We start from the raw sequence: 24,874 nt of genomic DNA on the forward strand, positions 1-24,874 counted from the left end.
TCACTTTCCTTTGTTTAGTTTCGAATGCTCTAAATTCCATTTTTTCAACTGGAAGTGTACCATCGTATCCGCAGAAAATGTAATGGATTCATTCTCTACTTCCGGGTAGTAGCGTGCTGTAAATACTTCCGCTCCATCATTTACAAAAATCTCAACCGACGAAGTATCCAGAAAGATCTGTAGTTTGTTTATTTCGTCGATCTGACAATGGCGTGACTCAAGACTTCCATCCTTAAAGCTTTTGCGGTAGAGACTCATCTTTTGTTCTTTTTCAGAAAATATAAATCTTGCATCCCCACGAAAACGGATTTCAAAAGAACCATTCTCACACTGAATCTCTTCAAGAAGGAGTTCAAGTGAAGTCCCTTCTATCCCTTTAAGAGTTACATCAATTGTCCTTATTTGAACATCATCGTAAGATACTTCGTCTTTTCGCATTTGTTGTAATTCTTCCACTGGCTGCTGGTAAACTTGTTCACCTTTTAATGAAAGTACTCGTGGTAATGTCATCGCATGAATCCAGCCCTTTTTAATAGTCGGCTGATATTTTTCATTCTCGTCTGTAATCCCCATCCATGCAAATAACAATCTTCTTCCTTTTTCATCGACAGTCGTTTGTGGCGCGTAGAAATCAAAACCGCGGTCTAATTCTGTAAAAGTGCCATGTTTGTAGAACGGGGTGTCGTAACTTAGCTTACCTACGAAATAGCCCGCTTGGAATAGATTTTGATACAAATCGCCCTCAGGTTCAAGTCCTTGAGGAGAAACAAGCATAACATCCTTCCCATCTAACTCAAACATATCAGGACACTCCCACATATAACCAAACGACCCTAGCCCGTTCATTTCTGACCCTGTAATATCACCGTGAAAATTCCATGTTTTGAGGTCAGATGATGAATAAAGAACAACCTTTCCCTGTTCATCTACACTCTGGGCACCTAGTACCATATACCACGTATCATCTTTTTTCCATACCTTTGGGTCACGAAAATGTGCCGTATACCCTTCGGGGAGATGTATGACCGGCCCTTTTTTCTCAAATGTTATGCCGTCATCGGAGATTGCCATACATTGATATGTTTCACGGTTGTCATTCTCATCCTTTACATTACCTGTATAAAATAACACCATTTTTCCTTCGTGCTCCACAGCACTTCCTGAATAACACCCATTTTTTTCGAACCATTCACTTGGAGCAAGCGCAATGGGCTTCATCTCCCAGTTTATAAGGTCGGTAGAGGTATAATGTCCCCAGAATTTGGAACCATGGCTAGTTTCAAAAGGATTCCACTGGTAAAAAAGATGGTACACTCCTTCAAATTGAATAAACCCATTGGGATCATTTAAAAGTCCTACGGGTGGCATAATGTGAAACTGAAGACGGTACGGGTCACTTTCAACAGTATTCTTATTTTGAGCAACTTCACGACTTGCTTTTTCAATTAATTCATGCTGATTCATGATGGACTCCTTACGTAAAGAAGGCAAGTAATTACTTGCCTTCCTGCATTTTATCTGAGTAACCGAACATCCAAGTAAGTGCGAATGCAACTGCTAATGCAACCACGTTCACTAAAATATACATTAAGATTTGTCCGTTTAAATAGAGTAACGTTCCTGGAATAACGGTGATCGCCATTCCTGTAGCTTTAAGCCCGAAGATTGAAGCTAAGAAACCACCTACTCCACCACCGATAAGTCCCATAAGAAATGGTTTTCCGTAACGTAAGTTAACCCCAAAAATAGCAGGCTCTGTAATACCTAACAAAGCAGATAATGTTGACGGTAATGCTAAAGCCTTCAATTTTGTTGATCTAGTCTTTAACCCAACCGCTAATGCTGCACCAGCTTGTGCTGCTGTTGAACACGTTACAATTGCGTTGTACGGGTTAAATCCAAAGTTTTCAAGCAATTGTATTTCTAATAAGTTAAATACATGGTGAACCCCTGTAATAACGATGACCTGATTTAGCGATCCAATAATAATTCCAGCTAAACCAAACGGCCATTCAAGAACTGCAACAGTAGCATCCAATATGAGATTTTCTACTGTATGGAAAACTGGGCCAATTGCAAATAGCGCTAATGCAATCATAATTAACAGTGTCAAAAATGGAGTAACAATTAAATCTAGCGCTTCTGGAACACGCTTGCGGATCCATTTTTCTAGTTTTGCACCAACTAAACCTGCAATAAAGGCTGGTATTACGGATCCTTGGTAACCAACAACTGGAATAAACCCAAAGAACATTATTGGGTCAACTTCACCACCAGCTACACCCCAGGCATTAGGAAGTGATGGACTTACCAGCATTAACCCAAGGATAAGTCCAATTGTTGGGTTTCCACCAAATACACGGAATGTTGACCATGCAACTAGCGCTGGTAAGAAAATAAACGCTGTATCTGTTAAAATTTGTGTAAACAATATGAAGTTTTCAGAGATATCAGCCGGAGTTAGTCCAAACCATGAAAGGATTTGTTCCTGCATTACTAAGCCTCGAAGACCCATAAATAAACCAGTTGCGACTAACGCTGGAATGATTGGAACAAACACATCACCGAAGGCACGAATAGCTCGTTGTAAAGCATTTCCGCTTTTCGCAGCCTCTGTTGCTTGATCTCCTTTTGTTGTTGTTTCAATTCCAAGCTTTTCAACTTCTTCATAAATACGGTTGACGGTTCCAGTACCGAGAATGACTTGAAATTGCCCTGAATTAAAGAATGCTCCTTTAACCTTCTCGATGTTTTCAACTTTTTCTTGATTTATTTTTTCTTTATCTTGAACCATAATGCGTAATCTTGTTGCACAGTGTGCGGCAGATGCGATGTTTTCTTTTCCACCGACTGCTTCAATAATTTCCTCAGCAATCCGACGATTTTCTGACATTACAATCACCTCTAAAATGTAGTGTTTGTATGGAATCGATTACATATACATTAAAATCTTATAGCCTTTTTCGACTTCAATTTAATAATTTTATGATAATAACGGAGGTAGGTAATCGATTACATATTGTTTTAAAAAAATGTAACGAGGTGTGTAATCGATTACACACTCATTACGAGATTGATTATATACTATCTCTAATTATTAGTCTATAGTCAATTTGTTTTTTTTCAGAGGAAGTGCCTTCCTGTAAAATCTGCAACAATGTTTTAGCTGCTTCTGCTCCAGTATATTCACTTAGTAAATCAACAGTAGTTAAAGTTGGCACGACATACTTAGATAAGTCAGACGCACCCATCCCTGTAATAGCCACATCATTTGGAATATGCAATCCTTGTTCCTTTAGGTATTCCATTGCTCCGATCGCCAAACGATCTGTGACTGCCACAATAGCAGTCGGTTTTTCTGACGACTGTTCAAAGACCTCTTTTGCCATTTGATATCCTGATTCGATGGAAAACTCACCTTTTTGAATCCATTGGTCCACAACATCAATTGCATTTTCCTCTAATGCATCCAAGTATCCTGCTTTGCGCTTATAGCCAACCTCATAATCGGCCTCGTCAACACCGATAAAAGCGACTTTTTGATGGCCCTTATCGATTAATAATTGCGTGATATCCTTCGCAGCTTGAAAATTATTATTAATTACCGAAGGAACACCCTGCAGTTCTTGTCCGGTTGCGACGAAAGGTATACGTAATTTTTTAATTTCGTCTTGTAACTCCTCGCCCCTATTTGTTGCAAGAAGAATAATACCGTCCACTTGTTTACTTTTTAACAGCTTAAGATATTCAATCTCTTTCTTTGGATCAAGATTAGTATTGGTTAACAGGATTTGATAGCCATGTTCTGCAAGTTCCTCACTGATTCCATTCACTAATCGACTCGCAGTCTCTGTGCTCAGTTTTGGCAGGATGACCCCAATGACATTTGACTGCTTTGTCCGTAATGCTTTAGCGTGCTCACTTGGAATATAGCCTGTTTCGTCAATTATTTTTAAGATGCGTTTTCGAACGTCATCACTCACATACCCTGAATTGTTCAATACGCGTGAAACAGTTGCACTAGACACGTTAGCCAGCCTCGCAATTTCTTTCATTGTCACCATGACATATCCTCCATTACATTTCGTTTCCTCTCTATTTTACACAATTCTTACTAAGTCTAAAGAAATTTATGCTTTAATAAAAGTGTTTGTATGCTAAGTGTTCAAAATCCATTATAATAAATTCAAAAAACTGGTAAAGGTTGCGGGGAACATGATATGTAAGCTTGAGCAAGTTGAATACACTAGTATAAAACCACTCCTGAATGATTTAGCAAACCATCCTGTGATTAACGGTGTCATCGAGGGTAATAATTTAGGGGAGATTTACGTGGACCTTCGTGATTACCCCCAAACTGCACTCATTTGGGCGAAAAATGAAATGTTTTACTTATGTGGAAGAGTTGATAATCGAGAGTTTAACCTCGAACTAGAGGAATATATTGCCTCAGTGATAAGATTGGAAGCACTTTTCGATGAGGACACGTTAAATCTGGAGGTTTATCCAACTCATGAATGGGATGCACCGATAGAGTCTATTTTTACACGAGTTGCACTTCTGAAAGGAGAACGAGTTCCGTTTGTTTTTCAGAAGGATCGGTTTGCCTTTGATGATTACGAGGTATCGTCGGGTTACGAAATTAAAAAAGTTGATCAAACTCTCGTAGAACTCGATTCACAGCAAGTGATTAAACAGGAGATTACGAAGTTTTGGGACCTTGATTTATTTTTTCAAAAAGGAATTGGATATGCTGTTATGCAAGGCTCCACTGTTATCGGGACATGTCTATCTGTGTTTGTCTCAGGGAACGAATACGAGATTGGAATTAATACATATGATAAAAGCCACCGCGGCAAAGGCCTGGCTACGGCAATGGCGATAGCCTTTATCAAGGAATGCTTGCGACGAGGTGGCACTCCTCATTGGACAACAGAATCTTTTCGCAAGGATTCCATCGTGATCGCGAATAAACTTGGCTTCAAACAACTCGAGAATTATCCTGTTTATTACCTACCGTTTAAACAATTCGTGATTAAGTAAGAGGTACATTCGATTTGCGCATGGTTTTTTAAGGTTGGGTGTTAAAAACCATGCGTATCTTCCGTTTGCGCATGCTTTTGTCGATGACAGCTAAAACACCTCACGCGCAACTGCCATCTTCTGGGGAAAACCGCATCAAAAGTAGCTAAAAATTCCATTTTCTACTACTTGCGCATCTTTTCTACGGAATAGCACGGTAAAACCATTCGTATATTCGGTTACCCCGTGCTTTTATCTGTAATCGCTACTCAAAAACAAGCGCATCTTACAATAGGAGGATAATGCAACCTTAATAGCGACTGAAACTGTAACATTCTTCCACCTTCGCATCATAACTAAGTAAAACGCACCGTAAAACCATGAGTATGTCCAAATCTAATGCTTCGGCTTTTTTCTAATTATTAACTGGTTGAGCACCTCTGAAAGTACGAGTCCGAATGCAATAGAGCCTGAGATCATAAAAGCTCTCGCTGCCAATGGTAAGGCAGTGGAATAGTCATTCTCAACAAAATTACGCATTGCGTCGTACGCTATCCCACCTGGCACCAACGGAATAATTCCAACAATACTATAGATAATAACAGGGTTTTTGTACGTCTTTGCTAAAACATGACTGATGATTGCGACTAAAAAAGAAGCAGCTAGTGTCGCATATACGGCATCAACGCCATTTAAAAACAGATAAATATATACCATCCATCCAATCATTCCAACAAGCCCACATTTTAAAAGGGACCTTTTCGGGACATTGAAGATGATTCCAAATGTACTTGATGCAACAAAGCTTGTAATTAAATGGGAAAGCATTTTAAACTCCTTTCTTTAGAAAATCGATAGTACAACAGCGATTCCCGTACCAATCGCAAAGGCTGTTAAAAACGCTTCGGCACCCTTTGCAATTCCTGACATTAGGTGTCCTGCAATTAAATCACGTACTGCATTTGTTATTAACAATCCCGGTACTAGTGGCATAACAGAACCGATAACGATTTTATCAAGCTCCAATCCAATCCCTGTGACGATAAAAATATAAGCGACGATTCCGATTACAAAAGACGCGATAAATTCAGCGAAAAATTTAATGCGAACAATATGATGAATATACACAAAAAAAGCAAAGCCTACTCCTCCAGCGACACACGCAGGTAAGAAGTCAACCCAACTCCCTAGAAACATAATCGTAAAACATCCACTAGCTAGTGCAGACGCTAAAATTTGAATCCAGACCGGATATAATAGATCCTTTTGACTCAGATCTCGAAGTTGTTTCCTAGCCTCCGCTAATGACAGCTCGCCACCGCTGATCTTGCGGGAAATGCTATTAACAAGCACGACCTTCTCCAAATCCGTTGTTCGAGTTGAAATACGTACTAAATTGGTTTTTTCTGTCTCGCTCGTTGAAAAAATAATCCCCGTTGGCGTTACATAGCTATGAGACGTGGAAATCCCAAAGGCGGCGGCCATTCTGTTCATCGTATCCTCCACTCGATACGTTTCGGCCCCGCTCTCAAGCATAATTTTGCCTGCCAATAAGCAAACTTCAACAATTCTACTCTTCTTATCCATTTATCACCGCTCCGATGTTAATTAAGTACACCTTGGCGTATTTGCGCCCAGATTTAGGACCACAGGAAGTGGGTCTTAAAGACGTTGCCACAGGATGTGGCGTTTTTAGTCTTTGTTCTTAATGTCGAAAAGCCTCCTCTAAAAATCTGTGGCATCCGCCGGGCTTAACTTTATTCAGTAGTCTTAGGTCATCAAAACAATACCTTATACATTTATCCTTTAGAATAATGATGAAATTGTCTTTTTTTGAATAAAGTTATTTTCATATTGTAAAGCTTAAATGAAAGATACCCTCATAATCAACATTATCTTTGGTAAACATGAGATTAATGGCATTTATTCTGGTTTTATGATATATTCATCAATTATAGTACCGTTCAAAAAGAAACGAAAGAAACGCCTTTCTGATACTTTTTGAATGCTAGTAAAGGCTAACGAAAGAGGTTATGGACGTGGATAATAATAACGTTTCAAATTTCATTAGGAATATCATAATCGACGATTTAGAAACTGGGAAGCGCGACCATGTCGTGACTCGCTTTCCTCCAGAACCAAATGGGTACCTACATATCGGACACGCTAAATCAATCGTGCTAAATTTTGACTTAGCCGATGAGTTTAAGGGTAAAACAAACCTTCGTTTCGATGATACGAATCCATTAAAGGAAGATATTGAGTTTGTAAACTCCATTAAAGAAGATGTAAAATGGCTCGGCTATGACTGGGACGGTTTATTTTTTGCATCGAATTACTTTGAAGAAATGTATGACCGAGCTGTCTTATTGATTAAAAAGGGACTAGCGTATGTGGACGATTTAAGTGCTGATGAAATCCGTGAATATCGTGGGACCTTGACAGAGCCTGGAAAAGAGAGTCCATACCGTGAGCGTACAATTGAGGAAAACCTCAATTTATTTGAAAATATGCGTGCTGGAAAGTATGGAAACGGTGAAAAAGTGTTACGTGCAAAAATTGATATGAAATCACCTAACATCAATTTACGTGACCCTGTTATTTACCGAATTTCTCATACATCACATCATAATACAGGTGATCAATGGTGCATCTATCCATTGTACGCTTTTGCACATCCAATTGAAGACGCCATTGAAGGTGTGACTCACTCTATTTGTACAATCGAGTTTGAAGATCAACGACCTTTTTACAATTGGGTTGTTGAACATTGTGAAATGGAAAGTAAGCCACAACAAATCGAGTTCGGCCGTATTAATTTAACAAATACAGTGATGAGTAAGCGTAAGCTAAAACAACTAGTTGAAGAAGGCTATGTAGATGGATGGGATGACCCACGCATGCCTACAATTTCAGGGCTACGTCGAAAAGGATATACACCGGAAGCCATTCGTACCTTCTGCCGTGAGCTAGGGGTAGCAAAAAATAACGGAACAGTCGATACTCAAATGCTTGAGCACTTTGTTCGTGAGGATTTAAAACTAAAAGCACCACGTACAATGGGTATCATTAATCCGCTTAAAGTAGTCATCACTAACTATCCAGAAGGACAAGTGGAGATGCTAGATGCGGAGATTAATCCAGAGAATCCGGAAATGGGCATCAGACAAATTCCATTCTCACGCGAAATTTATATTGAGCAAGAGGATTTCATGGAAGACCCACCGAAGAAATACTTCCGTCTGTTCCCTGGTAATGAGGTGCGTTTAAAGCATGCGTACTTTATTAAATGTGAAGAGGTTATTAAGGATGAGGAAGGTAAAGTAATTGAACTTCGTTGTACGTATGACCCTGAAACAAAGAGTGGTACCGGCTTTACAGGTCGTAAGGTAAAAGGAACCATTCATTGGGTTGAAGCTACTCAAGCCGTGCCTGCAGAATTTCGTCTGTACGAGCCATTGATTCTAGATTCAGATGAGAATGCGGAAGACGCGGATAAAACGTTCCTGGATTATGTCAATCCAAACTCTCTTGAGATTTTAAATGGATTTGTTGAGCCGAACATGAAAGATGTGAAACCTCAGGATAAGTTCCAATTCTTTAGACATGGTTATTTTAATGTGGATCCAAAACACACTACAGAAGAACAAATCGTCTTTAACCGAATTGTATCCTTAAAAAGTTCGTTTAAATTATAAAAAATAAAGACTCGTGCTGCGAAAATTGCACGAGTCTTTTTTCATTATTATTTATGATTGGTACTGTACCTGATGAAGATTAGCAAAGATGCCGCCTTTTTCAAGTAACTCATCATGACCACCTTGTTCTGCAATTCCATCCTCAGTGACAACAACAATGCGATCCGCATTACGAATCGTTGCAAGTCGATGGGCAATCACAAGTGTTGTACGATTCTTGGACAGCTCTGTTAAGGCTTTTTGAATAATTTTCTCCGTTTCCGTATCTAGGGCAGATGTTGCCTCATCTAAAATTAAGATTGGTGGATTTTTCAAAAACATCCTTGCAATTGCAATCCGTTGTTTTTGGCCGCCTGAGAGCTTAAGTCCTCTTTCCCCAACCTGGGTTTCATATCCATCCGGAAGGCCTGCAATAAACTCTTCTAAATGAGCACGTTTTGCGGCTTCCTCTATTTGCTCATCCGTTGCTCCAAGCATTCCATAGGCAATATTTTCACGAAGAGTTCCAGTGAACAAGAAAACATCCTGTTGGACGATTCCAATCTGTGATCGTAATGATTGCTTTGTCATTTTCCGAATATCCATTCCGTCAATTGAAATCAATCCGCTATCAACATCATAAAAGCGCGGAATCAATGAACATATCGTAGTCTTACCGGCTCCTGATGGACCAACGAACGCCACTGTCTCACCAGCATGGATTTTGAGATCGATATTCTTTAGGACTGGTCCCTGCTTTTCATCATAACCAAAGGTTACTTGATTAAAAACAATATCACCTCGAAGCGAAGAAACGGAAACCGCATCCTTTGCATCTACAACTTCCGGCTCCATATCGAGCAACTCCGTAAATCGCTTGAAACCAGCCATGCCTTTTGGATACAACTCCAGTAAGGCACTAATTTTATCAATAGGCTTAAACAAAACATTTACATACAGCACAAAACCAACTAGTTCACCGTAAGATAGTTGACCATTAAAGCTTAGCCACGCACCAACAACTAACACGATTAACACAAATAGACGTGTCATTAGATAAATACCTGCAGACGTTGAGCCCATCACTTTGTATGCACTAAGTTTTGAGCGACGAAACTTGCGATTATCTACAGTGAAACGAGAGATTTCAAATTCCTCATTTGTAAAAGATTGAACAACTCGTGCTCCAGCAACACTGTCCTCGACTCGTGCATTAACGTCAGCAATATTCGTATACATGGACTTCCACGCGCGATTCATTCGAACGTTAGAAAAAGCTATGAGCCAAATCAAAAACGGTACAACAATAATGGCAATTAGCGCAAGCTTCACATTAATCGTAAGCATAATCCAAAATGCCCCAACAAATGTCATAACTGCAATAAATAAATCCTCAGGACCATGATGGGCTAACTCACCAATATCAAACAAGTCATTTGTGATTCGACTCATAATATGGCCTGTTTTTGTGTTATCAAAAAAACGAAACGATTGCCTTTGTACGTGTTGAAATAACTGCTGCCTCATGTCCGTTTCAATATTAATTCCAAGCTTATGTCCCCAATACCCTACAATAAATTGAAGTCCCGAACTGAGTAGATATAAAATCAATAGCCCAATACTTATCCATATAATCGCCGACCAGTTTTTCGTAGGTAGCATGGTATCGATTAAATATTGAACCGCAAGCGGAAAGGCCAGTTCTAGAATTGCAACCACAACCGCACAACTGAAATCGATTATAAACAGTTTGCGGTGCGGCTGATAATATGTAAAAAAACGCCGAATCATTCTTTCTCTCTCCTTCTATTCTCTTATGCCTACTCGAATTATAAGCCTCTTCACCTAAATTTGCCAAACTATTTTGTTACTCGAAATAGTGATCAACGTACGATTTGAATACTTACAACAGGCGAACCGTCCCACAGGTCCTTGAATAGGATATAGAAAAACGAACATGGGATGGTGATGAACTTAATGGACCTACCAACAATATTGTCTGGACCAATTCTACGTCGCGTTGAGCCTTCTCACATCTATATTTGGATTGCACTGAGCAATCGACACAAGCTTAGTGCCAAGCTTTATCATATTGAAAGTACTGAGGGTACAGAACACGAGTACCATGAGATAGATTGCGATTCTGAAACGACGACCTTTCGCGCCGGAAAACAGCTATATATTAGTCTAATTAAACTAACACCAAATGGGAGCACATTCCCGGTCAACACACTCCTTGGCTATAATCTTCATTTTCAAAAAAACGCTAAGGTTCTAGATCTTCAAGATTTCGGATTACTTGGTCATAACCTACCCCACTCCATCACTTATGGTGACCTCCGTTTTCCAAGTTTCTATATTCGAGATCCTAAACAACAACAGACCAATATTCTTTATGGTTCATGCCGAAAGCTACATGGGAAAGGAGAAGATACCCTTAGCCAAGGTGATGTAGCGGTTGAAAATAACTACCTAGACCTTGAAAATCGACCTGGCACTTTATTTCTATTAGGGGACCAAATTTATGCTGATGATGTGCCAGATCCGGTATTTCCTATTATGACTGACGCTGGTAAAAGGCTGATTGGAAAAGAGGAAAATCTTGCAGAGATCGAGCCTCGTCTCAATGAAAAACCTTTTCATACATCACTCAGCCAAACCCGCGGTAGACAATATATTATGGAACGCTTTTGTAAGTTTACCTCCTCGCATTGTCGGAATCATGCTATGACACATGGAGAATATGCCGCTCTCTATCTATTATCCTGGTCACCTGAGCTTTGGGATTCATATACAGACAATTGTACCTTCCCTACATTTAATGAAAGCAATAAGAAGAACCAGATTTATTTTATCTACGAAAACAATGAACGTAACAAAGAAGAAAATGTGTACAAAAAGGAATATGAAGAACAAGTGGAAGATGTGAAGGAGACCTATAAAACACTGTCCAAGATACGTAGGTTACTTGCAAACATTCCAACTTATATGATTTTTGATGACCATGATATAACAGATGATTGGAATATTAGTCATCACTGGAAAAATAACGTCTTTCAATCAAATCTTGGCCGACATGTTGTTGCCAATGGATTAGCGGCATACTGGTTATTCCAAGGGTGGGGCAATGACCCGGACCAATTTAATGATTCATTTTTAAAGACGATGTGGAAATATTGCAGAAGCTATGATGCCCGTTCAGCGGCACATGGTGCATGGGAGGAAATGCTTTGGAATTTTGATCAATGGAATTTCGTTGCACCAACAAATCCTACTTCTATTTTTCTCGATACACGAACACAGCGAAAGTATGATCATTCTCCCCTTCCCGTTTCCCTTGGACGTACCATCGAGGAAAAGGATCGGCCTCCACAACTTATAGGTGAGCGTGGGTGGCAGACCATCACAGACTGTTTATACACGAGTGGATGGAAAAGCGGAGAGGCACTCCTTATTATCTCCCCTGCTCCTGTCTATGGAATCGGCCTAATCGAGTCATTTCTAAATCAATATATTTACCCATTAAAAACGATTGGAGTACCTGTGACAACAGCTTTTGATTTCGAATCTTGGAAATATAACGGAGAGGGCTTTAGTGAACTCCTGTATCAGATCAAAGAGTGGAACCCGAGTCACTGCTTCATTTTATCGGGTGATGTTCACTATGCTTCTGCAGTAACTACAAATGTTGAATTTCCTGATCATGATAAACTATGCATCTACCAATTTACCAGTAGCCCGATGAACAATATGAGTTTTTCCGGAGTTCAAGGAGGGTTAATGAAGGCGATTGTAACGATTAATGCAGCAAAACGGAGGAATAAAGAGATTAACAGATATTGTGATGCGAGTTACGATATTGTTAAACAAAAAAGAAATACTCCATGTCCTGACGATTTTACTTGGAAAGAAAAAATACGATACCTCTCTTCAAACCGAGGTCCGATTATTGAAACTGATAATAATCTCGGCCATCTCGTCATCACACCTACTTTTGTCCAAAATTCCCTATTACAGGCAAAAAAAGAAATCACCTATGCACCTATCACACTGTCATAAAAATACCCCGTGCTTTTATGTAGCACGGGGTCTATTCATTATTTAACAGGTTTTTTCAAGAATCCAACTAATAAGGCTGTTATCACTGTTCCAATAATAATTGAAAGTACATATAATGCCCAGTTACCCGTTACAAACGGAATAACAAAGATTCCACCATGTGGTGCCGGAAGGCCAATACCAAACGCAAGCGTTAATGCACCTGTAATCGCAGACCCAATCACCGCAGATGGTATAACACGACCAGGGTCAGCAGCTGCAAACGGTATCGCCCCTTCTGTTATGAAGGATGCACCCATGAAATAAGCTGTTTTACCTGCCTCACGTTCTTGCTTTGTAAACTTATGTTTAAACAGTGTAGTGGCTAAGGCTAGTCCTAGTGGTGGGGTCATTCCACCCGCCATAATTGCTGCATGTGGTGCATAGTTTCCAGCATCAATCATCGCAATTCCAAAGGTAAATGCTGCCTTATTGATCGGGCCACCCATATCAATTGACATCATTCCACCTAAAATTAACCCTAGAACGACTAAATTCCCTGTACCTAATCCTTCAAGCCAGCCAGTCAATCCGTCCATTACAGATTTTAACGGGCCAACGAGTACATACATAATGGCACCTGTAATCAAGATTCCAAAGAACGGATATATTAGCACTGGTTTCAGTCCCTCAAAAGAGGATGGTAAACTTGAAAATGCTTTTTTAATTAAGAGCACAACATATCCGGCTAAGAATCCAGCAATTAATCCTCCTAAAAATCCAGCATCGCCAGTTGTCGCCATATATCCACCGATCATACCTGGAGCTAAACCTGGTCGGTCGGCAATACTCATCGCAATAAATCCAGCCAACACAGGGATCATTAATTTGAATGCATTGGCACTACCAATCGTCATCAATGCTCCTGCGATTGGATTATAAGATGGATCATTAGGGTCAGATGCATTTATTCCAAAGATAAATGAAATGGCAATTAGTAGCCCGCCTCCCACAACAAATGGAAGCATATTAGAAACACCATTCATTAAGTGCTTATAAAAACCACTTTTTTCTCCATCTTCTGTTTTTTCCTTTTTAGTCTGTTCCGCTTTGTAGATTGGCGCATCCTGGTTTACCGCTCTAGTTAATAATTCCTCTGGTTTACGAATTCCTTGAGCCACTGGTACCTGAATCACCTTCTTGCCATTAAAACGAGCCATCTCTACTTGTTTATCCGCGGCAACAATAATCACTAAAGCTCCATCAATTTCTTCCTGGGTTAACTTATTCTTCACCCCAGTAGAGCCATTTGTTTCAACTTTTAAATCAATGTTCATTTCTTTCGCTTTTGCTTTCAAAGCATCCGCAGCCATATACGTATGAGCAATACCTGTTGGACATGCAGTTACGGCAAGAACCTTTTGTTGACCTTCCGTTTTCACCTCAACCGGTGCCTCGTCTTCTTCCGACTCACTTTGCTTGTCATCAATAGCTCGAATAAGTTCCTCTGGACTTTTAACTTGCATTAACTTCTCTCGGAAACCAACATCCATTAATAGCGAAGACAAATTTGATAATGTTTCAAGATGTTCATTATTCGCCCCTTCACTCGCGGCAATCATGAAAAATAAATGACTTGGTTGTCCATCTAAGGATTCATAATCGATTCCCTTTGTAGAGCGACCAAACGCGATTGCTGGTGTTTTCACGGCAGCCGTTTTTGCATGTGGAATTGCAATCCCTTCGCCAATTCCAGTTGTACTTTGGCCTTCCCTTGTTAATATAGCTTGTTTATATTGCTCTTTATCTTGAAGCCGTCCAGCTTCATCAAGTTTTGAGACCAACTCATCAATAACATCAAGCTTTGACGTAGAAGAAAGTTCAATAATGACCGTTTCTTTCTTCAACAATTCTGTAATTCTCATACTGCATGTTCCTTTCTATAATTCATTCACTTGTACTTGTGAAATCAATTCATTAATTTTCTCTGCTGTCGCTAAACCCTCCGAATAGGCTGTAGCACTGCCAGCCGTCGCCCCAAACCGGAATGCTTTAATTACATCCTGAGTTTTCAAATATGATGCTATAAAACCAGCAACCACAGAATCTCCAGCTCCAACCGAATTAACAAGTTTTCCTTCTGGAATTGACGCATAATATACCTTTTCATTTACAAACAGCAAGCTACCCTTATCGGCCATTGAGACGATTACATGCTGTGCTCCCATTTCAATCAACTTTTTACCGTAAGGAATTGCTTCTTCGGCATTGTTTATCTCAACACCAAAAATTTCTCCTAATTCATGATGATTTGGTTTAATTAAAAACGGCTTATAAGGAAGTACCTCGACTAATAAATCCTTGGTCGCGTCCACAACAACCTTTACTTCCTTGTCTTGTAATTTCATAGTTATTTGTTGATACAATGTAGAGGGTAACGAAGAGGGAATACTTCCTGCGAGTACTAGAACGTCCCCTTTTTGTAGTTGATTAATCTTCTCTACTAGTTGCTCAAGCTTAAAAGTGGTAATGTTCGGACCAGCCCCATTTATTTCGGTTTCAATAGTTGAATGTAGTTTTACATTAATTCTTGTATCACCTTCAACGTTGACAAAATCCGTCTTGATATTCTTTTCAGTTAAGCTATCAATAATAAACTTGCCCGTAAAACCTCCAATAAACCCTAATGCAACACTGTCTAGCCCGACATTTTGCAGAACTGTGGAAACATTAATACCCTTTCCACCAGGTCTTTTCCGTTCAGTTTTAATTCGATTCAGACCTCCCACCTCAAAATCATCTAACTCGATAAAATAATCGATGGAAGGATTTAACGTAACTGTATAAATCATGTTGTCACGACCTTTATGTTGATATGTCCCTGATAGGATTCTAGTTCGCTCTTTGTTAATCCATTATCAGTTATTAACACAGCGTCCTTTAATGAAGAAACTTTAGAAAAAGAAACTTCATTAAATTTCGTGTGATCTGCTAGAATATAACATTCACTAGCTAAGCCCATTGCAGTTTGCTTAATCAATGCCTCTTCTGGGTCTGGTGTTGTATACCCATACTTTAAGTCAATCCCATTCACTCCTAAAAAGCACTTATCAAATCGATATAAGTTCAAACTTTCTAGAGCTCGGCTCCCGATTAAGGCTTTCGTTTGTGGCTTCACCACTCCACCTGTTAGGTAGGTAGTAATTCCTTTTTCAAGCAAAGGCTCAATTAAATTGACAGCGTTTGTCACAACTGTAATACCCTCATGATTAAGAAAAGGAATCAGTTCCTGAGAGGTTGTCCCCGCATCCAAATAGATTGAATCACCTTCATGAATAAGTTGTGAAGCATACTGAGCAATTGCTCGTTTTTCCTTTATGTTCTTTGATGATTTTTCTATATAACTCGGCTCCACTCGATTTCCTTGTACGAGGGAAGCACCACCATGAATCCGTTTTAATATATTCTTATCCTCAAGTTGAACTAAATCACGGCGAATTGTCGATTCAGATGAGTTCGTTCTTTCAACTAACTCTTGAAGTTTTACGACTCCATTTTCCTTAAGCAAGGAGATGATAAGCTGATGTCTTTCTGGAGTTAACATCCTGTCACTTCCTTAGTGATAGATTGTACTCTCATTATATTGAAGCCTCTTTCATAAATCAATCAAAAACATTCATTTTCGTTCACAAACAGTCACAAGTAAATTTTCCCTCTTCAATAGAAAATCCTCATGTTGTATAATAAAGACAATCGAATAAAAGGTTTTCTAGGGTTCCGTAGCATTTGCTAGTCTGGTCCGAGAGAAAACTCATAGCTATAGAGTATGTTCAATAGTTCGGTGAACCTACCAAACTTGCTATGCCACGGAGGGACAAAAGCCTGGGAGATTATACATTGTTATAATCTCTTAGGCTTTTCTTTTTTATCCGGAAACCTCAAGGAGGAGAAAAAAATGAATTTAGATTGGGTAAAGGTCTTTTTTGCGGCCTTTTTTGAAGTATTTTGGGTAATTGGATTAAAGCATGCGGATAGCTTTTGGACATGGGCGGGTACAGCGGTTGCGATTTACGTTAGTTTTTACGCTTTAATTGCTGCTGGAAAGAAATTACCTGTTGGAACGGTTTATGCGGTCTTTGTTGGACTTGGAACTGCAGGAACCGTATTATCCGAGATTTTATTTTTTAATGAACCAGTCAAAATTACAAAGCTTGTATTAATCGGGCTGCTACTTATCGGAGTTATCGGCCTTAAGCTTGTTACAAAGGAAAAAGAATCAGAAGGAGTTGAGGGATAATGGCATGGTTCTTACTAATACTTGCTGGCATTTTTGAAATGTTAGGGGTTGTGATGATTAATCGACTTCACGCTAAGAAGGATTGGCAATCTCTTGTGCTCCTTCTCGTCACATTTGGTGGTAGCTTTTTGTTCCTAAGTATGGCAATGAAAACTTTACCCATGGGAACTGCATATGCTGTATGGACTGGAATTGGTGCATCAGGTGGAGCCATTTTAGGGATGATTTTTTATGGAGAGCCAAGGGACTGGAAACGTTTCGTGTTCATTGCACTAATTATTAGCTCTGCTGTTGGACTAAAGCTTGTAGGATAAAAAGGATAAAAAGGGGCTGTTTTGTACAATTCAGCCCTAGAGTTATGAGTATATTAGTATGATCTATTTGAAGCTACATCTACTTTATTTGCATCAATCATTAAGAAAATGGCAGAAAGAATATGCATGGTCATACCAACAAATGGTATCCACCCAATGCACGATGTTATTATGCCTAGAATACTTCCTACATATGAGCCTCCGTCCTTCTTAGTAAGTACTAGGGTAATAATGTGGAGAATCAACATGATACCTAGCGGCGCCCAGAAAAAACCTATGATAATTGAAGCCCCTAAAAATGGTATTCCTAAAATTGCCTCAAGACCACCTGTCACCCACTTAAGTATTCTCGAAACAGACATCTGTTCACCTCCTACTGTTAGTATTCATTTCTATTACTAAATTAACCGTTCATGCTGTTTGCTATATGCTCGACATAATACTTCCATTTCCGAGGAAATACAACAACAGTTAATATTGAAACTTGTCTAAAAATGAGAAATAATCCTTTAAAAAATCATAAAAAAGTTGTTCTGTTGGTAGCAATTTTCTCTCTTTGGGGATAATAATCCCAACGGAACGTGTTACTTCAGGATGAACCACCGAAACTTTAACAGTAGAATGAGGTACATTTTCAATTAATGTCACTTCAGGTATAATTGTTACTCCAAGTCCTGCTGAAACCAGACCTTTTATTGCATCAATATCTTCTCCTTCAAAAGAAACTCTCGGTTGAAATCCAAGTTGATTACACGCTTTTACAATAATGTCTCGTAGAACATATCCGTTTGGAAATAATACAAATTGTTCTTCTTTTAATTGACTTAAGTTTAATGACTTATTTTTTGCTAATGGGTGGGAACGAGGTAACAATGCCACCATTTTATCAGTAAAGAGAGTGGTACCCGTTATCTTTTTTTCTTGGTTCGGCACTGGTCCTAGAAGTGCCATATCTATTTCTCCTGTTTTCACTCGCTCAACCAAAGAATAATAATTTCCCTGGGACAACGAAAACTTTACTTGCGGATGGGCATCACGAAAAGCCGATACGACTGTTGGAAGAGTATGTGCCGCTAAGCTACTTGGAAATCCTATTCGAATGGTTCCTCGTTCTGGGTCTAAATATTCTTCAATTTCTCGTTTAGCATTATCCAGGACATTTAACGCCTGCTCAACATGGTCTAAGAATACCCTTCCGATGGGAGTCAGTTTTACATTTCTTCCATCTCTTATAAATAAATCTACGCCTAGTTCGGCTTCTAAATTGAATAACTGTCTACTTACAGCGGATTGTGCTATATGCATCGAATTTGCTGCTTCTGTGACATGTTCACGTTTCGCAACTTCGATAAAATAGGTCAGTTGTCTAAGTTCCAACGGGCTTTTCCTCCATTCATCTATTTTTGGCATTAATTATATCTTTTATTAATATTGTTTAGATTAATTATTCATTATAAAATGATAAATATCAAGAATTTACAGATAAAAACCGTCCGGAGATTTTGACAAACAAAATATATAGCAAAGAAAGGGTGAATGTACACGATGGCTATGATCGAAAAGTCAATTCCTGTACCAGAGTTAAAAGAAGCGACCGATTATATGAACAAAGTATATGAGGAGGTAAAGAAGAGAAACCCTCATGAACCTGAGTTTCACCAGGCTGTAAAAGAAATCTTTCTATCCCTTGTACCTGTGTTTGCTAAGAATCCCAAATATATGAAGTATGCAATTTTAGAAAGAATCGTTGAACCAGAAAGAATGATTACATTCAGAGTACCATGGGTAGATGATCAAGGACAAATTCATGTAAATCGTGGCTATCGTGTTCAGTTTAACAGCACGCTTGGTCCATATAAAGGCGGATTGCGTTTCCATCCTTCCGTAAATACAAGTATCATTAAGTTCCTCGGATTTGAACAAATCCTTAAAAATTCCTTAACTGGACTTCCTATTGGCGGAGGTAAAGGTGGATCTGACTTTGATCCAAAAGGCAAATCAGAAAATGAAGTGATGCGTTTTACGCAAAGCTTTATGACCGAGTTAGCTAGACATATCGGTCCTGATATCGACGTACCAGCTGGAGACATCGGCGTAGGGGCTAGAGAAGTTGGTTACATGTTCGGTCAATATAAAAGGCTTCAAGGTAGCTTCGAAGCAGGCGTTCTTACCGGCAAGGGGCTCGGTTATGGTGGAAGCCTTGTTCGTACGGAAGCAACTGGTTATGGTACAGTCTACTTTGTCGAAGAGATGCTAAAAGAACAAGGTCTTTCTTTCGAAGGAAGTACTGTAGTTGTATCAGGTTCTGGTAATGTTTCAATTTATGCGATTGAGAAAGCTCAGCAACTTGGCGCAAAAGTTGTAGCATGCAGTGATTCAAATGGATATATTTATGATGAAAATGGTTTATGTCTAGAAACAATTAAACGCATTAAAGAGGTTGAACGTAAACGTATCAAGGAATATGTCTACGAGCACCCTACTGCAGAATATATGGAAGATTGTTCAGGCATCTGGTCAATTCCTTGTGATATCGCGCTACCTTGTGCAACACAAAACGAAATTGATAGTGAATCTGCACAAACTCTTATTTCAAATGGCGTAAAAGCAATTGGTGAAGGTGCTAACATGCCTTCTACATTAGAAGCAATCGATTTATTCCTCGAAAGCAAAGTTCTTTTCGGACCTGCTAAAGCTGTAAATGCTGGAGGAGTTGCCGTTTCTGCGCTAGAAATGTCACAAAACAGTATGAGATTATCTTGGTCATTTGAAGAAGTAGACAGCAAGCTACAGGATATCATGGCTTCTATCTATCGAAATAGCATGGATGCTGCCGAAGAATACGGTCATCCTGGAAACCTCGTATACGGTGCTAATATTGCCGGCTTCTTAAAAGTAGCAGATGCAATGATCGCTCAAGGGGTTATCTAATATAATACAACTTTTACGCTGTTTTCCTTGTGAAAACAGCGTTTTTTCATACCTTTACACAAAAGAAAGGCACATGCTCCTTAATTGGAACATGTGCCTTTTTACTTCTATGTCTAGCTCCAGCCTTACAAGGGCTTGCGCTTTTCTTATAATCAACCTTCTAATAATAGGTCTTCTGGGTCTTCTAATAATTCTTTTACTTTTACAAGGAATCCGACAGCGTCTTTTCCATCAATGATTCTGTGGTCATAGGATAATGCCACGTACATCATTGGACGTACTTCAACTGTGTCATTGTTGTCTACAACGACAGGACGTCTTTGGATTTTATGCATTCCTAAAATACCAACCTGCGGTGCATTGATAATCGGCGTTGAGTTCAAGGAACCAAATGTACCACCGTTTGTGATGGTGAATGTGCCACCTTGAAGATCACTTAAACCTAATTGGTTGTCTCTTGCTTTTACAGCTAAGCGTCCAATTTCAGCTTCAATTCCCGCAAAGCTTAATGTATCAGCATTGCGTACAACTGGTACAACTAAGCCTTCATCTGTGGAAACAGCTACGCCGATATCATAGAAATTCTTAAGTAGAATTTCGTTTCCTTGGATTTCAGCATTTACGTATGGGTAAGCCTTTAACGCTCCGATAACAGCCTTTGTAAAGAATGACATGAAGCCAAGCTTTACACCATGTTTTTTATAGAAAGCATCCTTACGACGAGCTCTTACATCCATAACAGCCGTCATATCGACCTCGTTGAACGTTGTAAGCATAGCAGCGGTTTGCTGAGCTTCAACAAGACGTTTTGCGATTGTTTGACGACGTCTAGACATTTTAATTCGTTCTACTCGCGGATCATCATTTACCACTGGAGCTGCCGCAGGTTGCTTTGCAGAAGGAACTGGTGTTGGTGTCGCTTGTGCTTGCTTATATGCTTCCACTCCCTCAACACGTACACGTCCTAGTGGATCCTTATATGGAACTTCACTTAAATCAATGCCAAGTTCTCTTGCTCTTTTTCGAGCTGCAGGAGAAGCAATAGCTGGCTTACCTTTTTCTGCAGATTCAACAGCAACTGTCTCTTCTTTAGCTTCTGGAGCTGGCGCCGCTTTAGGCTCTTCTGAAGGCGCAGCATCTGGAGCTGGTGCTGCCGCGCTTGATTCAGAACCATTTTCATCAAGTTTTGCGATGACTTGACCTACTTCAACATTATCGCCGGGTTGAAATAAAAATTCTTTAATAACACCTGTATGCTCACTATTAATTTCAACATTTACTTTATCTGTTTCTAATTCAGCGATTGACTCACCTTTGGTAACGAGTTCGCCTTCTTTTTTTAACCATTCAACAATTGTTCCTTCTGTTATGGACTCAGCTAATTCCGGTACTTTAATTTCGATCATTGCTGATTCCCTCCTTTGTCTGTAAGCAATGCATCTTGCATAATCCAAGCTTGTTCTTGTTTATGAATGTCTGGGTCACCTGTAGCAGGACTAGATCGCTTTGGTCTTCCCACATAATCTAATGTAATTTTTTCAGATAGAATATCCATTAGTACTGACTGAAGTGCCGGCCATGCCCCCATGTTCTTAGGCTCTTCCTGAACCCAAACTACCTCTTGTAGATTTGGATATTGGCTTACTAATTCTTCAAGTTCTTTCTTAGGGAATGGATACATTTGCTCCACTCTTGCTATATGCAACGTATCAACGTGTTCTTCAGGTAAATTTGTAACCTCGTTCGCTAAATCAATTGCTACTTTACCAGTACAAAGAAGTAAGCGTGTTACTTTGTCTTTGTTCGTTCCCATTCCTGGTTGCTCAAGTAATGGCTTAAAGCTTCCATTTGTTAAATCCTCTAATGATGAAGCTGTTTGTGGATGACGTAGTAGACTCTTTGGAGTCATTACGATCAACGGTCTTGCTTCATCCGTAGAAGCTAGTAATGATTGACGTCTTAATAAATGGAAGTATTGAGATGCACTAGTTACATTCGCAACAATCCAGTTATATTCTCCAGCACCGTTTAAGAATCGCTCAACTCTTCCGCTTGAGTGTTCTGGACCTTGTCCTTCATACCCATGAGGTAATAGCATCACAAGTCCCGACTTTTGACCCCATTTTGCATGACCAGAAGAGATGAATTGATCAATAATTGGCTGTGCTACGTTTACGAAGTCGCCGAATTGAGCTTCCCAAATGACAAGAGCATTCTCATCTTGGACACTATAGCCATATTCGAAACCGAGAACAGCCGTCTCAGAAAGTGGGCTGTTATAAATAGAGAATGATGCCTTCGCTTCTGGGATATTGTGTAATGGAATATATTTTTCATTTGTTTCAAAGTCATTTAGGGCAACATGACGATGAGCAAATGTTCCTCTTTCACTATCTTGGCCTGTTAAGCGAACCGTTTTTCCTTCCGCAAGCACAGATCCAAATGCGAGTGTTTCAGCTAATGCCCAGTCTACTTTATTCGCCTCATCTAATGCTGTTTCACGTCTTTTTAGAATACGCTCAAGCTTTGGATAAACCGATAGTGAATCAGGCCATTGTAACAGCCCCCTGTTGATGCTTCTTAATAGGTCAGCAGGTACTGTTGTATCGAATTCTGGAATAGCAGATAATGCTTTAGGCTTTTTCGGCTTGACACGCTCTTCGTTTTCCGCAAAGTCATCAAAAATGGATTGAAGACCTTGCATAAACTCATCACGCTTTTGCGTTAATTCCTCTTCTGTCAATACGTTTTCAGCTACAAGCTTATAACCGTATTTATCTGCAATCACAGGATGGTTTGCAACTTTTTTATATAATAATGGTTGTGTTACGCTTGGGTCATCCATTTCGTTATGACCAAAACGTCTATAACCAATTAAGTCAATTAAAATATCTTTTTCAAAACGCTTACGATACTCATATGCAAAGTGAATGGCTGCAAGACATGCCTCAGGATCATCTGCATTAACTCGTATGATTGGGATTTCATACCCCTTCGCAAGATCACTTGAATAACGAGTTGAACGAGAATCAGTGTTATTTGTTGTAAATCCAACCATATTGTTCGCAATAATATGAACCGTTCCACCAGTTTCGTAACCTTTTAATCTGCTTAAGTTTAATGTTTCAGCCACTACACCTTCACCAGGGAATGCAGCATCACCATGGATTAGAACACTGATTGCACTTTGCTTGTCCTGAACTGGATAACCAGCTTTTCTTGTGTTGTCTTGTGCTGCTCTAGTAATCCCCAAAACAACTGGGTTTACAAATTCCAAGTGACTTGGGTTGTTTGCGAGATTTATATGTGTTACATGCTCCTTAGGACCTTTATACGTACGATCTGCTCCTAAGTGGTACTTCACATCTCCAGACCAACCATAGTTAATTCCTCTAGAACCTTCTGAAGGAATTAAATCTTTATTTGGTGAATGGTGGAATTCAGAGAAAATGAGTTCATATGGCTTATGCAGAACATGTGCTAACACATTTAAACGGCCGCGGTGAGCCATACCGATCATAATATTGTCGGTACCATCACTACTGCCTTCTTGTATTAATCGTTCTAGCATTGGTACAAGCATATCTAACCCTTCGATTGAGAATCGCTTTTGACCGACAAATGTTTTGTGTAAAAATTTCTCAAAACCATCAACATTCATGAGTCTTTCTGCGAGTTGTTTCTTTTCCTCTGCAGTAAGCTTTAAGTCAATGCCATTTACCTCAACTTGCTGTCTCAACCACTGTCTCTCATCTTCCAGGTCAACATGCGCAAATTCAAACGCAATTGTTTGAGTATAAACAGATTTTAATTGTTCATATGCATCCCAACCATTTTTAACAGTTGGAGGTGCTTCCTCCCAAATATACGATGCTGGGATGTCCATTAAATCTTCTTTTGTTAAACCGTAGTAACCAGGTTCTAAAATGCTGGTATCTGGCATCGGTCTAGTGCGAATCGGGTATATATCTGCAGCTAGATGTCCGTATGCACGAATGTTTTTTATTAGTTTTGCTCCTGATGTAATCGTCTTGATAGTCTTCGGTGAGATACCCCCACTTACTACCTCTGCTGTTGCCGCCTGCTCGTCTGCTGGTGGTGGCCCAAGTTCCTCAAAAAGCGCTTTCACAGAAGGGTCGACTGAACTCGGATCATTCTTGTAATTTTCATACATGTCAAAGACATAACCCATATTCGGGCCATAGAATGATTCCCACACATTTTTCCTTTGTTGGTTATCCATTTTTGATTAGCCTCCATATTACATGTTGTAATATTTACATAGACAATATTGATGTTTCATAGGATTATGATGTCTACCCCTACTATACCTTATTTTCCACTGATTTCTAGTAAAATGCTTACATTGGAAAATACTCAAAAAAATACCGAAAAAACAGGCAAAATAAGAGTTTTTTAATAGTCAAAATCCTTACTAAATATGTTATTCTTATCTTATAGTCGAAATCAGAAAGTTTCCTTGATTTAAATCAAGTTTTAAAAGGAATTTTACTGTAAACAAAATATCATTAGATTTGGAATAACATAAAGTGAAACTCTATTGTAGTACATCATTCCTCTTGAAGTAAAGGAAT

The 24,874-nt window shown here is 39.3% G+C and carries 19 protein-coding genes and 1 riboswitch; of the genes, 6 read left to right on the forward strand and 13 right to left on the reverse strand.

What is annotated here, in order from left to right:
• The 3 genes from CZ490_RS16895 to CZ490_RS16905 all read right to left on the reverse strand — a co-directional run bounded on the left by CZ490_RS16895 (position 1) and on the right by CZ490_RS16905 (position 4,064).
• On the reverse strand, positions 1-1,464 hold the full coding sequence (locus tag CZ490_RS16895; protein ID WP_077620001.1) for a glycoside hydrolase family 32 protein: 1,464 nt from the start codon (positions 1,462-1,464) through the stop codon (positions 1-3).
• 31 nt (positions 1,465-1,495) lie between these two features.
• Positions 1,496-2,893, reverse strand: coding sequence for a sucrose-specific PTS transporter subunit IIBC (locus tag CZ490_RS16900; RefSeq protein ID WP_077620002.1), 1,398 nt, complete (start codon positions 2,891-2,893; stop codon positions 1,496-1,498).
• A gap of 184 nt (positions 2,894-3,077) precedes the next feature.
• Positions 3,078-4,064 (reverse strand): LacI family DNA-binding transcriptional regulator, encoded by a 987-nt coding sequence (locus tag CZ490_RS16905; RefSeq protein ID WP_077620003.1) that lies wholly within the window; start codon positions 4,062-4,064, stop codon positions 3,078-3,080.
• Between the two features lie 151 nt (positions 4,065-4,215).
• Here CZ490_RS16905 and CZ490_RS16910 point away from each other — a divergent pair, with 151 nt between their 5' ends.
• Positions 4,216-5,043, forward strand: a complete 828-nt coding sequence (locus tag CZ490_RS16910) for a GNAT family N-acetyltransferase (protein WP_077620004.1) — start codon at positions 4,216-4,218, stop codon at positions 5,041-5,043.
• Positions 5,044-5,418: 375 nt separating this feature from the next.
• On the opposite strand, the gene CZ490_RS16915 is transcribed toward CZ490_RS16910, so the two are convergent.
• Positions 5,419-5,850, reverse strand: coding sequence for a threonine/serine exporter family protein (locus CZ490_RS16915; protein ID WP_077620005.1), 432 nt, complete (start codon positions 5,848-5,850; stop codon positions 5,419-5,421).
• Between the two features lie 15 nt (positions 5,851-5,865).
• Entirely contained in the window at positions 5,866-6,609 is a 744-nt protein-coding gene (locus tag CZ490_RS16920) for a threonine/serine exporter family protein (protein ID WP_077620006.1), read from the reverse strand.
• A 446-nt stretch (positions 6,610-7,055) separates the two neighbouring features.
• Between CZ490_RS16920 and CZ490_RS16925 the strand changes: the two genes are divergently transcribed.
• Positions 7,056-8,720: a glutamine--tRNA ligase/YqeY domain fusion protein gene (locus CZ490_RS16925; RefSeq protein WP_234987255.1), complete on the forward strand. Its 1,665-nt coding sequence runs from the start codon at positions 7,056-7,058 to the stop codon at positions 8,718-8,720.
• A 51-nt stretch (positions 8,721-8,771) separates the two neighbouring features.
• Here CZ490_RS16925 and CZ490_RS16930 read toward each other — a convergent pair whose 3' ends face one another.
• On the reverse strand, positions 8,772-10,490 hold the full coding sequence (locus CZ490_RS16930; protein WP_077620008.1) for an ABC transporter ATP-binding protein: 1,719 nt from the start codon (positions 10,488-10,490) through the stop codon (positions 8,772-8,774).
• Between the two features lie 186 nt (positions 10,491-10,676).
• On the opposite strand from CZ490_RS16930, the gene CZ490_RS16935 reads away from it, so the two are divergent.
• Complete coding sequence (locus CZ490_RS16935) at positions 10,677-12,758, forward strand: metallophosphoesterase family protein (RefSeq protein ID WP_077620009.1); 2,082 nt, start codon at positions 10,677-10,679, stop codon at positions 12,756-12,758.
• A gap of 38 nt (positions 12,759-12,796) precedes the next feature.
• Here CZ490_RS16935 and CZ490_RS16940 read toward each other — a convergent pair whose 3' ends face one another.
• Genes CZ490_RS16940 through CZ490_RS16950 form a run of 3 tightly spaced genes read right to left on the reverse strand, consistent with a single transcriptional unit; the run spans position 12,797 to position 16,341 of the window.
• Positions 12,797-14,662 (reverse strand): PTS fructose transporter subunit IIABC, encoded by a 1,866-nt coding sequence (locus tag CZ490_RS16940; protein WP_077620010.1) that lies wholly within the window; start codon positions 14,660-14,662, stop codon positions 12,797-12,799.
• 15 nt (positions 14,663-14,677) lie between these two features.
• Positions 14,678-15,589 carry a 1-phosphofructokinase gene (gene pfkB / locus CZ490_RS16945; protein ID WP_077620011.1) on the reverse strand — a complete coding sequence of 304 codons (912 nt, stop codon included), beginning with the start codon at positions 15,587-15,589 and terminating at the stop codon, positions 14,678-14,680.
• The gene (locus CZ490_RS16950; RefSeq protein ID WP_077620012.1) at positions 15,586-16,341 is read right to left on the reverse strand and encodes a DeoR/GlpR family DNA-binding transcription regulator; all 756 of its coding nucleotides are present in this window, start codon (positions 16,339-16,341) and stop codon (positions 15,586-15,588) included. The genes pfkB and CZ490_RS16950 overlap by 4 nt, the downstream gene beginning before the upstream one ends.
• Positions 16,342-16,495: 154 nt before the next feature.
• Positions 16,496-16,628, forward strand: a riboswitch (guanidine-I (ykkC/yxkD leader).
• Between the two features lie 64 nt (positions 16,629-16,692).
• Here CZ490_RS16950 and CZ490_RS16955 point away from each other — a divergent pair.
• Both CZ490_RS16955 and CZ490_RS16960 read left to right on the forward strand, forming a co-directional pair.
• A complete protein-coding gene (locus CZ490_RS16955; RefSeq protein ID WP_077620013.1) occupies positions 16,693-17,034 on the forward strand; it encodes a DMT family transporter in 342 nt (113 codons plus the stop codon).
• Positions 17,034-17,348 (forward strand): DMT family transporter, encoded by a 315-nt coding sequence (locus tag CZ490_RS16960; protein ID WP_077620014.1) that lies wholly within the window; start codon positions 17,034-17,036, stop codon positions 17,346-17,348. The genes CZ490_RS16955 and CZ490_RS16960 overlap by 1 nt, the downstream gene beginning before the upstream one ends.
• 53 nt (positions 17,349-17,401) lie before the next feature.
• Here CZ490_RS16960 and CZ490_RS16965 read toward each other — a convergent pair whose 3' ends face one another.
• Positions 17,402-17,710, reverse strand: a complete 309-nt coding sequence (locus CZ490_RS16965) for a hypothetical protein (RefSeq protein ID WP_077620015.1) — start codon at positions 17,708-17,710, stop codon at positions 17,402-17,404.
• A gap of 109 nt (positions 17,711-17,819) precedes the next feature.
• Positions 17,820-18,725: a glutamate biosynthesis transcriptional regulator GltC gene (locus tag CZ490_RS16970; RefSeq protein ID WP_077620016.1), complete on the reverse strand. Its 906-nt coding sequence runs from the start codon at positions 18,723-18,725 to the stop codon at positions 17,820-17,822.
• A gap of 225 nt (positions 18,726-18,950) precedes the next feature.
• Here CZ490_RS16970 and gdhA point away from each other — a divergent pair, with 225 nt between their 5' ends.
• Positions 18,951-20,279: an NADP-specific glutamate dehydrogenase gene (gdhA, locus tag CZ490_RS16975; RefSeq protein ID WP_407639814.1), complete on the forward strand. Its 1,329-nt coding sequence runs from the start codon at positions 18,951-18,953 to the stop codon at positions 20,277-20,279.
• A gap of 152 nt (positions 20,280-20,431) precedes the next feature.
• Here gdhA and odhB read toward each other — a convergent pair whose 3' ends face one another.
• Positions 20,432-21,685: a 2-oxoglutarate dehydrogenase complex dihydrolipoyllysine-residue succinyltransferase gene (gene odhB / locus CZ490_RS16980; protein ID WP_077620018.1), complete on the reverse strand. Its 1,254-nt coding sequence runs from the start codon at positions 21,683-21,685 to the stop codon at positions 20,432-20,434.
• Entirely contained in the window at positions 21,682-24,522 is a 2,841-nt protein-coding gene (locus tag CZ490_RS16985) for a 2-oxoglutarate dehydrogenase E1 component (protein WP_077620019.1), read from the reverse strand. The genes odhB and CZ490_RS16985 overlap by 4 nt, the downstream gene beginning before the upstream one ends.
• Positions 24,523-24,874: the final 352 nt, after the last annotated feature.

Source organism: Litchfieldia sinesaloumensis (assembly GCF_900156865.1).
In the GTDB taxonomy this organism is placed as follows: Bacteria; Bacillota; Bacilli; order Bacillales; family Bacillaceae_L; genus Ferdinandcohnia; species Ferdinandcohnia sinesaloumensis.

Bases quoted from the DNA above. Each gene is read 5' to 3' on its own strand.
- CZ490_RS16915 (WP_077620005.1), bottom strand. From the start codon at position 5,850: ATGCTTTCCCATTTAATTACAAGCTTTGTTGCATCAAGTACATTTGGA.
- CZ490_RS16950 (WP_077620012.1), bottom strand. From the start codon at position 16,341: ATGTTAACTCCAGAAAGACATCAGCTTATCATCTCCTTGCTTAAGGAA.
- CZ490_RS16900 (WP_077620002.1), bottom strand. From the start codon at position 2,893: ATGTCAGAAAATCGTCGGATTGCTGAGGAAATTATTGAAGCAGTCGGT.
- CZ490_RS16920 (WP_077620006.1), bottom strand. From the start codon at position 6,609: ATGGATAAGAAGAGTAGAATTGTTGAAGTTTGCTTATTGGCAGGCAAA.
- CZ490_RS16965 (WP_077620015.1), bottom strand. From the start codon at position 17,710: ATGTCTGTTTCGAGAATACTTAAGTGGGTGACAGGTGGTCTTGAGGCA.
- CZ490_RS16905 (WP_077620003.1), bottom strand. From the start codon at position 4,064: ATGGTGACAATGAAAGAAATTGCGAGGCTGGCTAACGTGTCTAGTGCA.
- odhB (WP_077620018.1), bottom strand. From the start codon at position 21,685: ATGATCGAAATTAAAGTACCGGAATTAGCTGAGTCCATAACAGAAGGA.
- CZ490_RS16925 (WP_234987255.1), top strand. From the start codon at position 7,056: ATGGACGTGGATAATAATAACGTTTCAAATTTCATTAGGAATATCATA.
- CZ490_RS16940 (WP_077620010.1), bottom strand. From the start codon at position 14,662: ATGAGAATTACAGAATTGTTGAAGAAAGAAACGGTCATTATTGAACTT.
- CZ490_RS16930 (WP_077620008.1), bottom strand. From the start codon at position 10,490: ATGATTCGGCGTTTTTTTACATATTATCAGCCGCACCGCAAACTGTTT.
- CZ490_RS16960 (WP_077620014.1), top strand. From the start codon at position 17,034: ATGGCATGGTTCTTACTAATACTTGCTGGCATTTTTGAAATGTTAGGG.
- pfkB (WP_077620011.1), bottom strand. From the start codon at position 15,589: ATGATTTATACAGTTACGTTAAATCCTTCCATCGATTATTTTATCGAG.
- CZ490_RS16895 (WP_077620001.1), bottom strand. From the start codon at position 1,464: ATGAATCAGCATGAATTAATTGAAAAAGCAAGTCGTGAAGTTGCTCAA.
- CZ490_RS16935 (WP_077620009.1), top strand. From the start codon at position 10,677: ATGGACCTACCAACAATATTGTCTGGACCAATTCTACGTCGCGTTGAG.
- CZ490_RS16985 (WP_077620019.1), bottom strand. From the start codon at position 24,522: ATGGATAACCAACAAAGGAAAAATGTGTGGGAATCATTCTATGGCCCG.
- CZ490_RS16955 (WP_077620013.1), top strand. From the start codon at position 16,693: ATGAATTTAGATTGGGTAAAGGTCTTTTTTGCGGCCTTTTTTGAAGTA.
- gdhA (WP_407639814.1), top strand. From the start codon at position 18,951: ATGAACAAAGTATATGAGGAGGTAAAGAAGAGAAACCCTCATGAACCT.
- CZ490_RS16910 (WP_077620004.1), top strand. From the start codon at position 4,216: ATGATATGTAAGCTTGAGCAAGTTGAATACACTAGTATAAAACCACTC.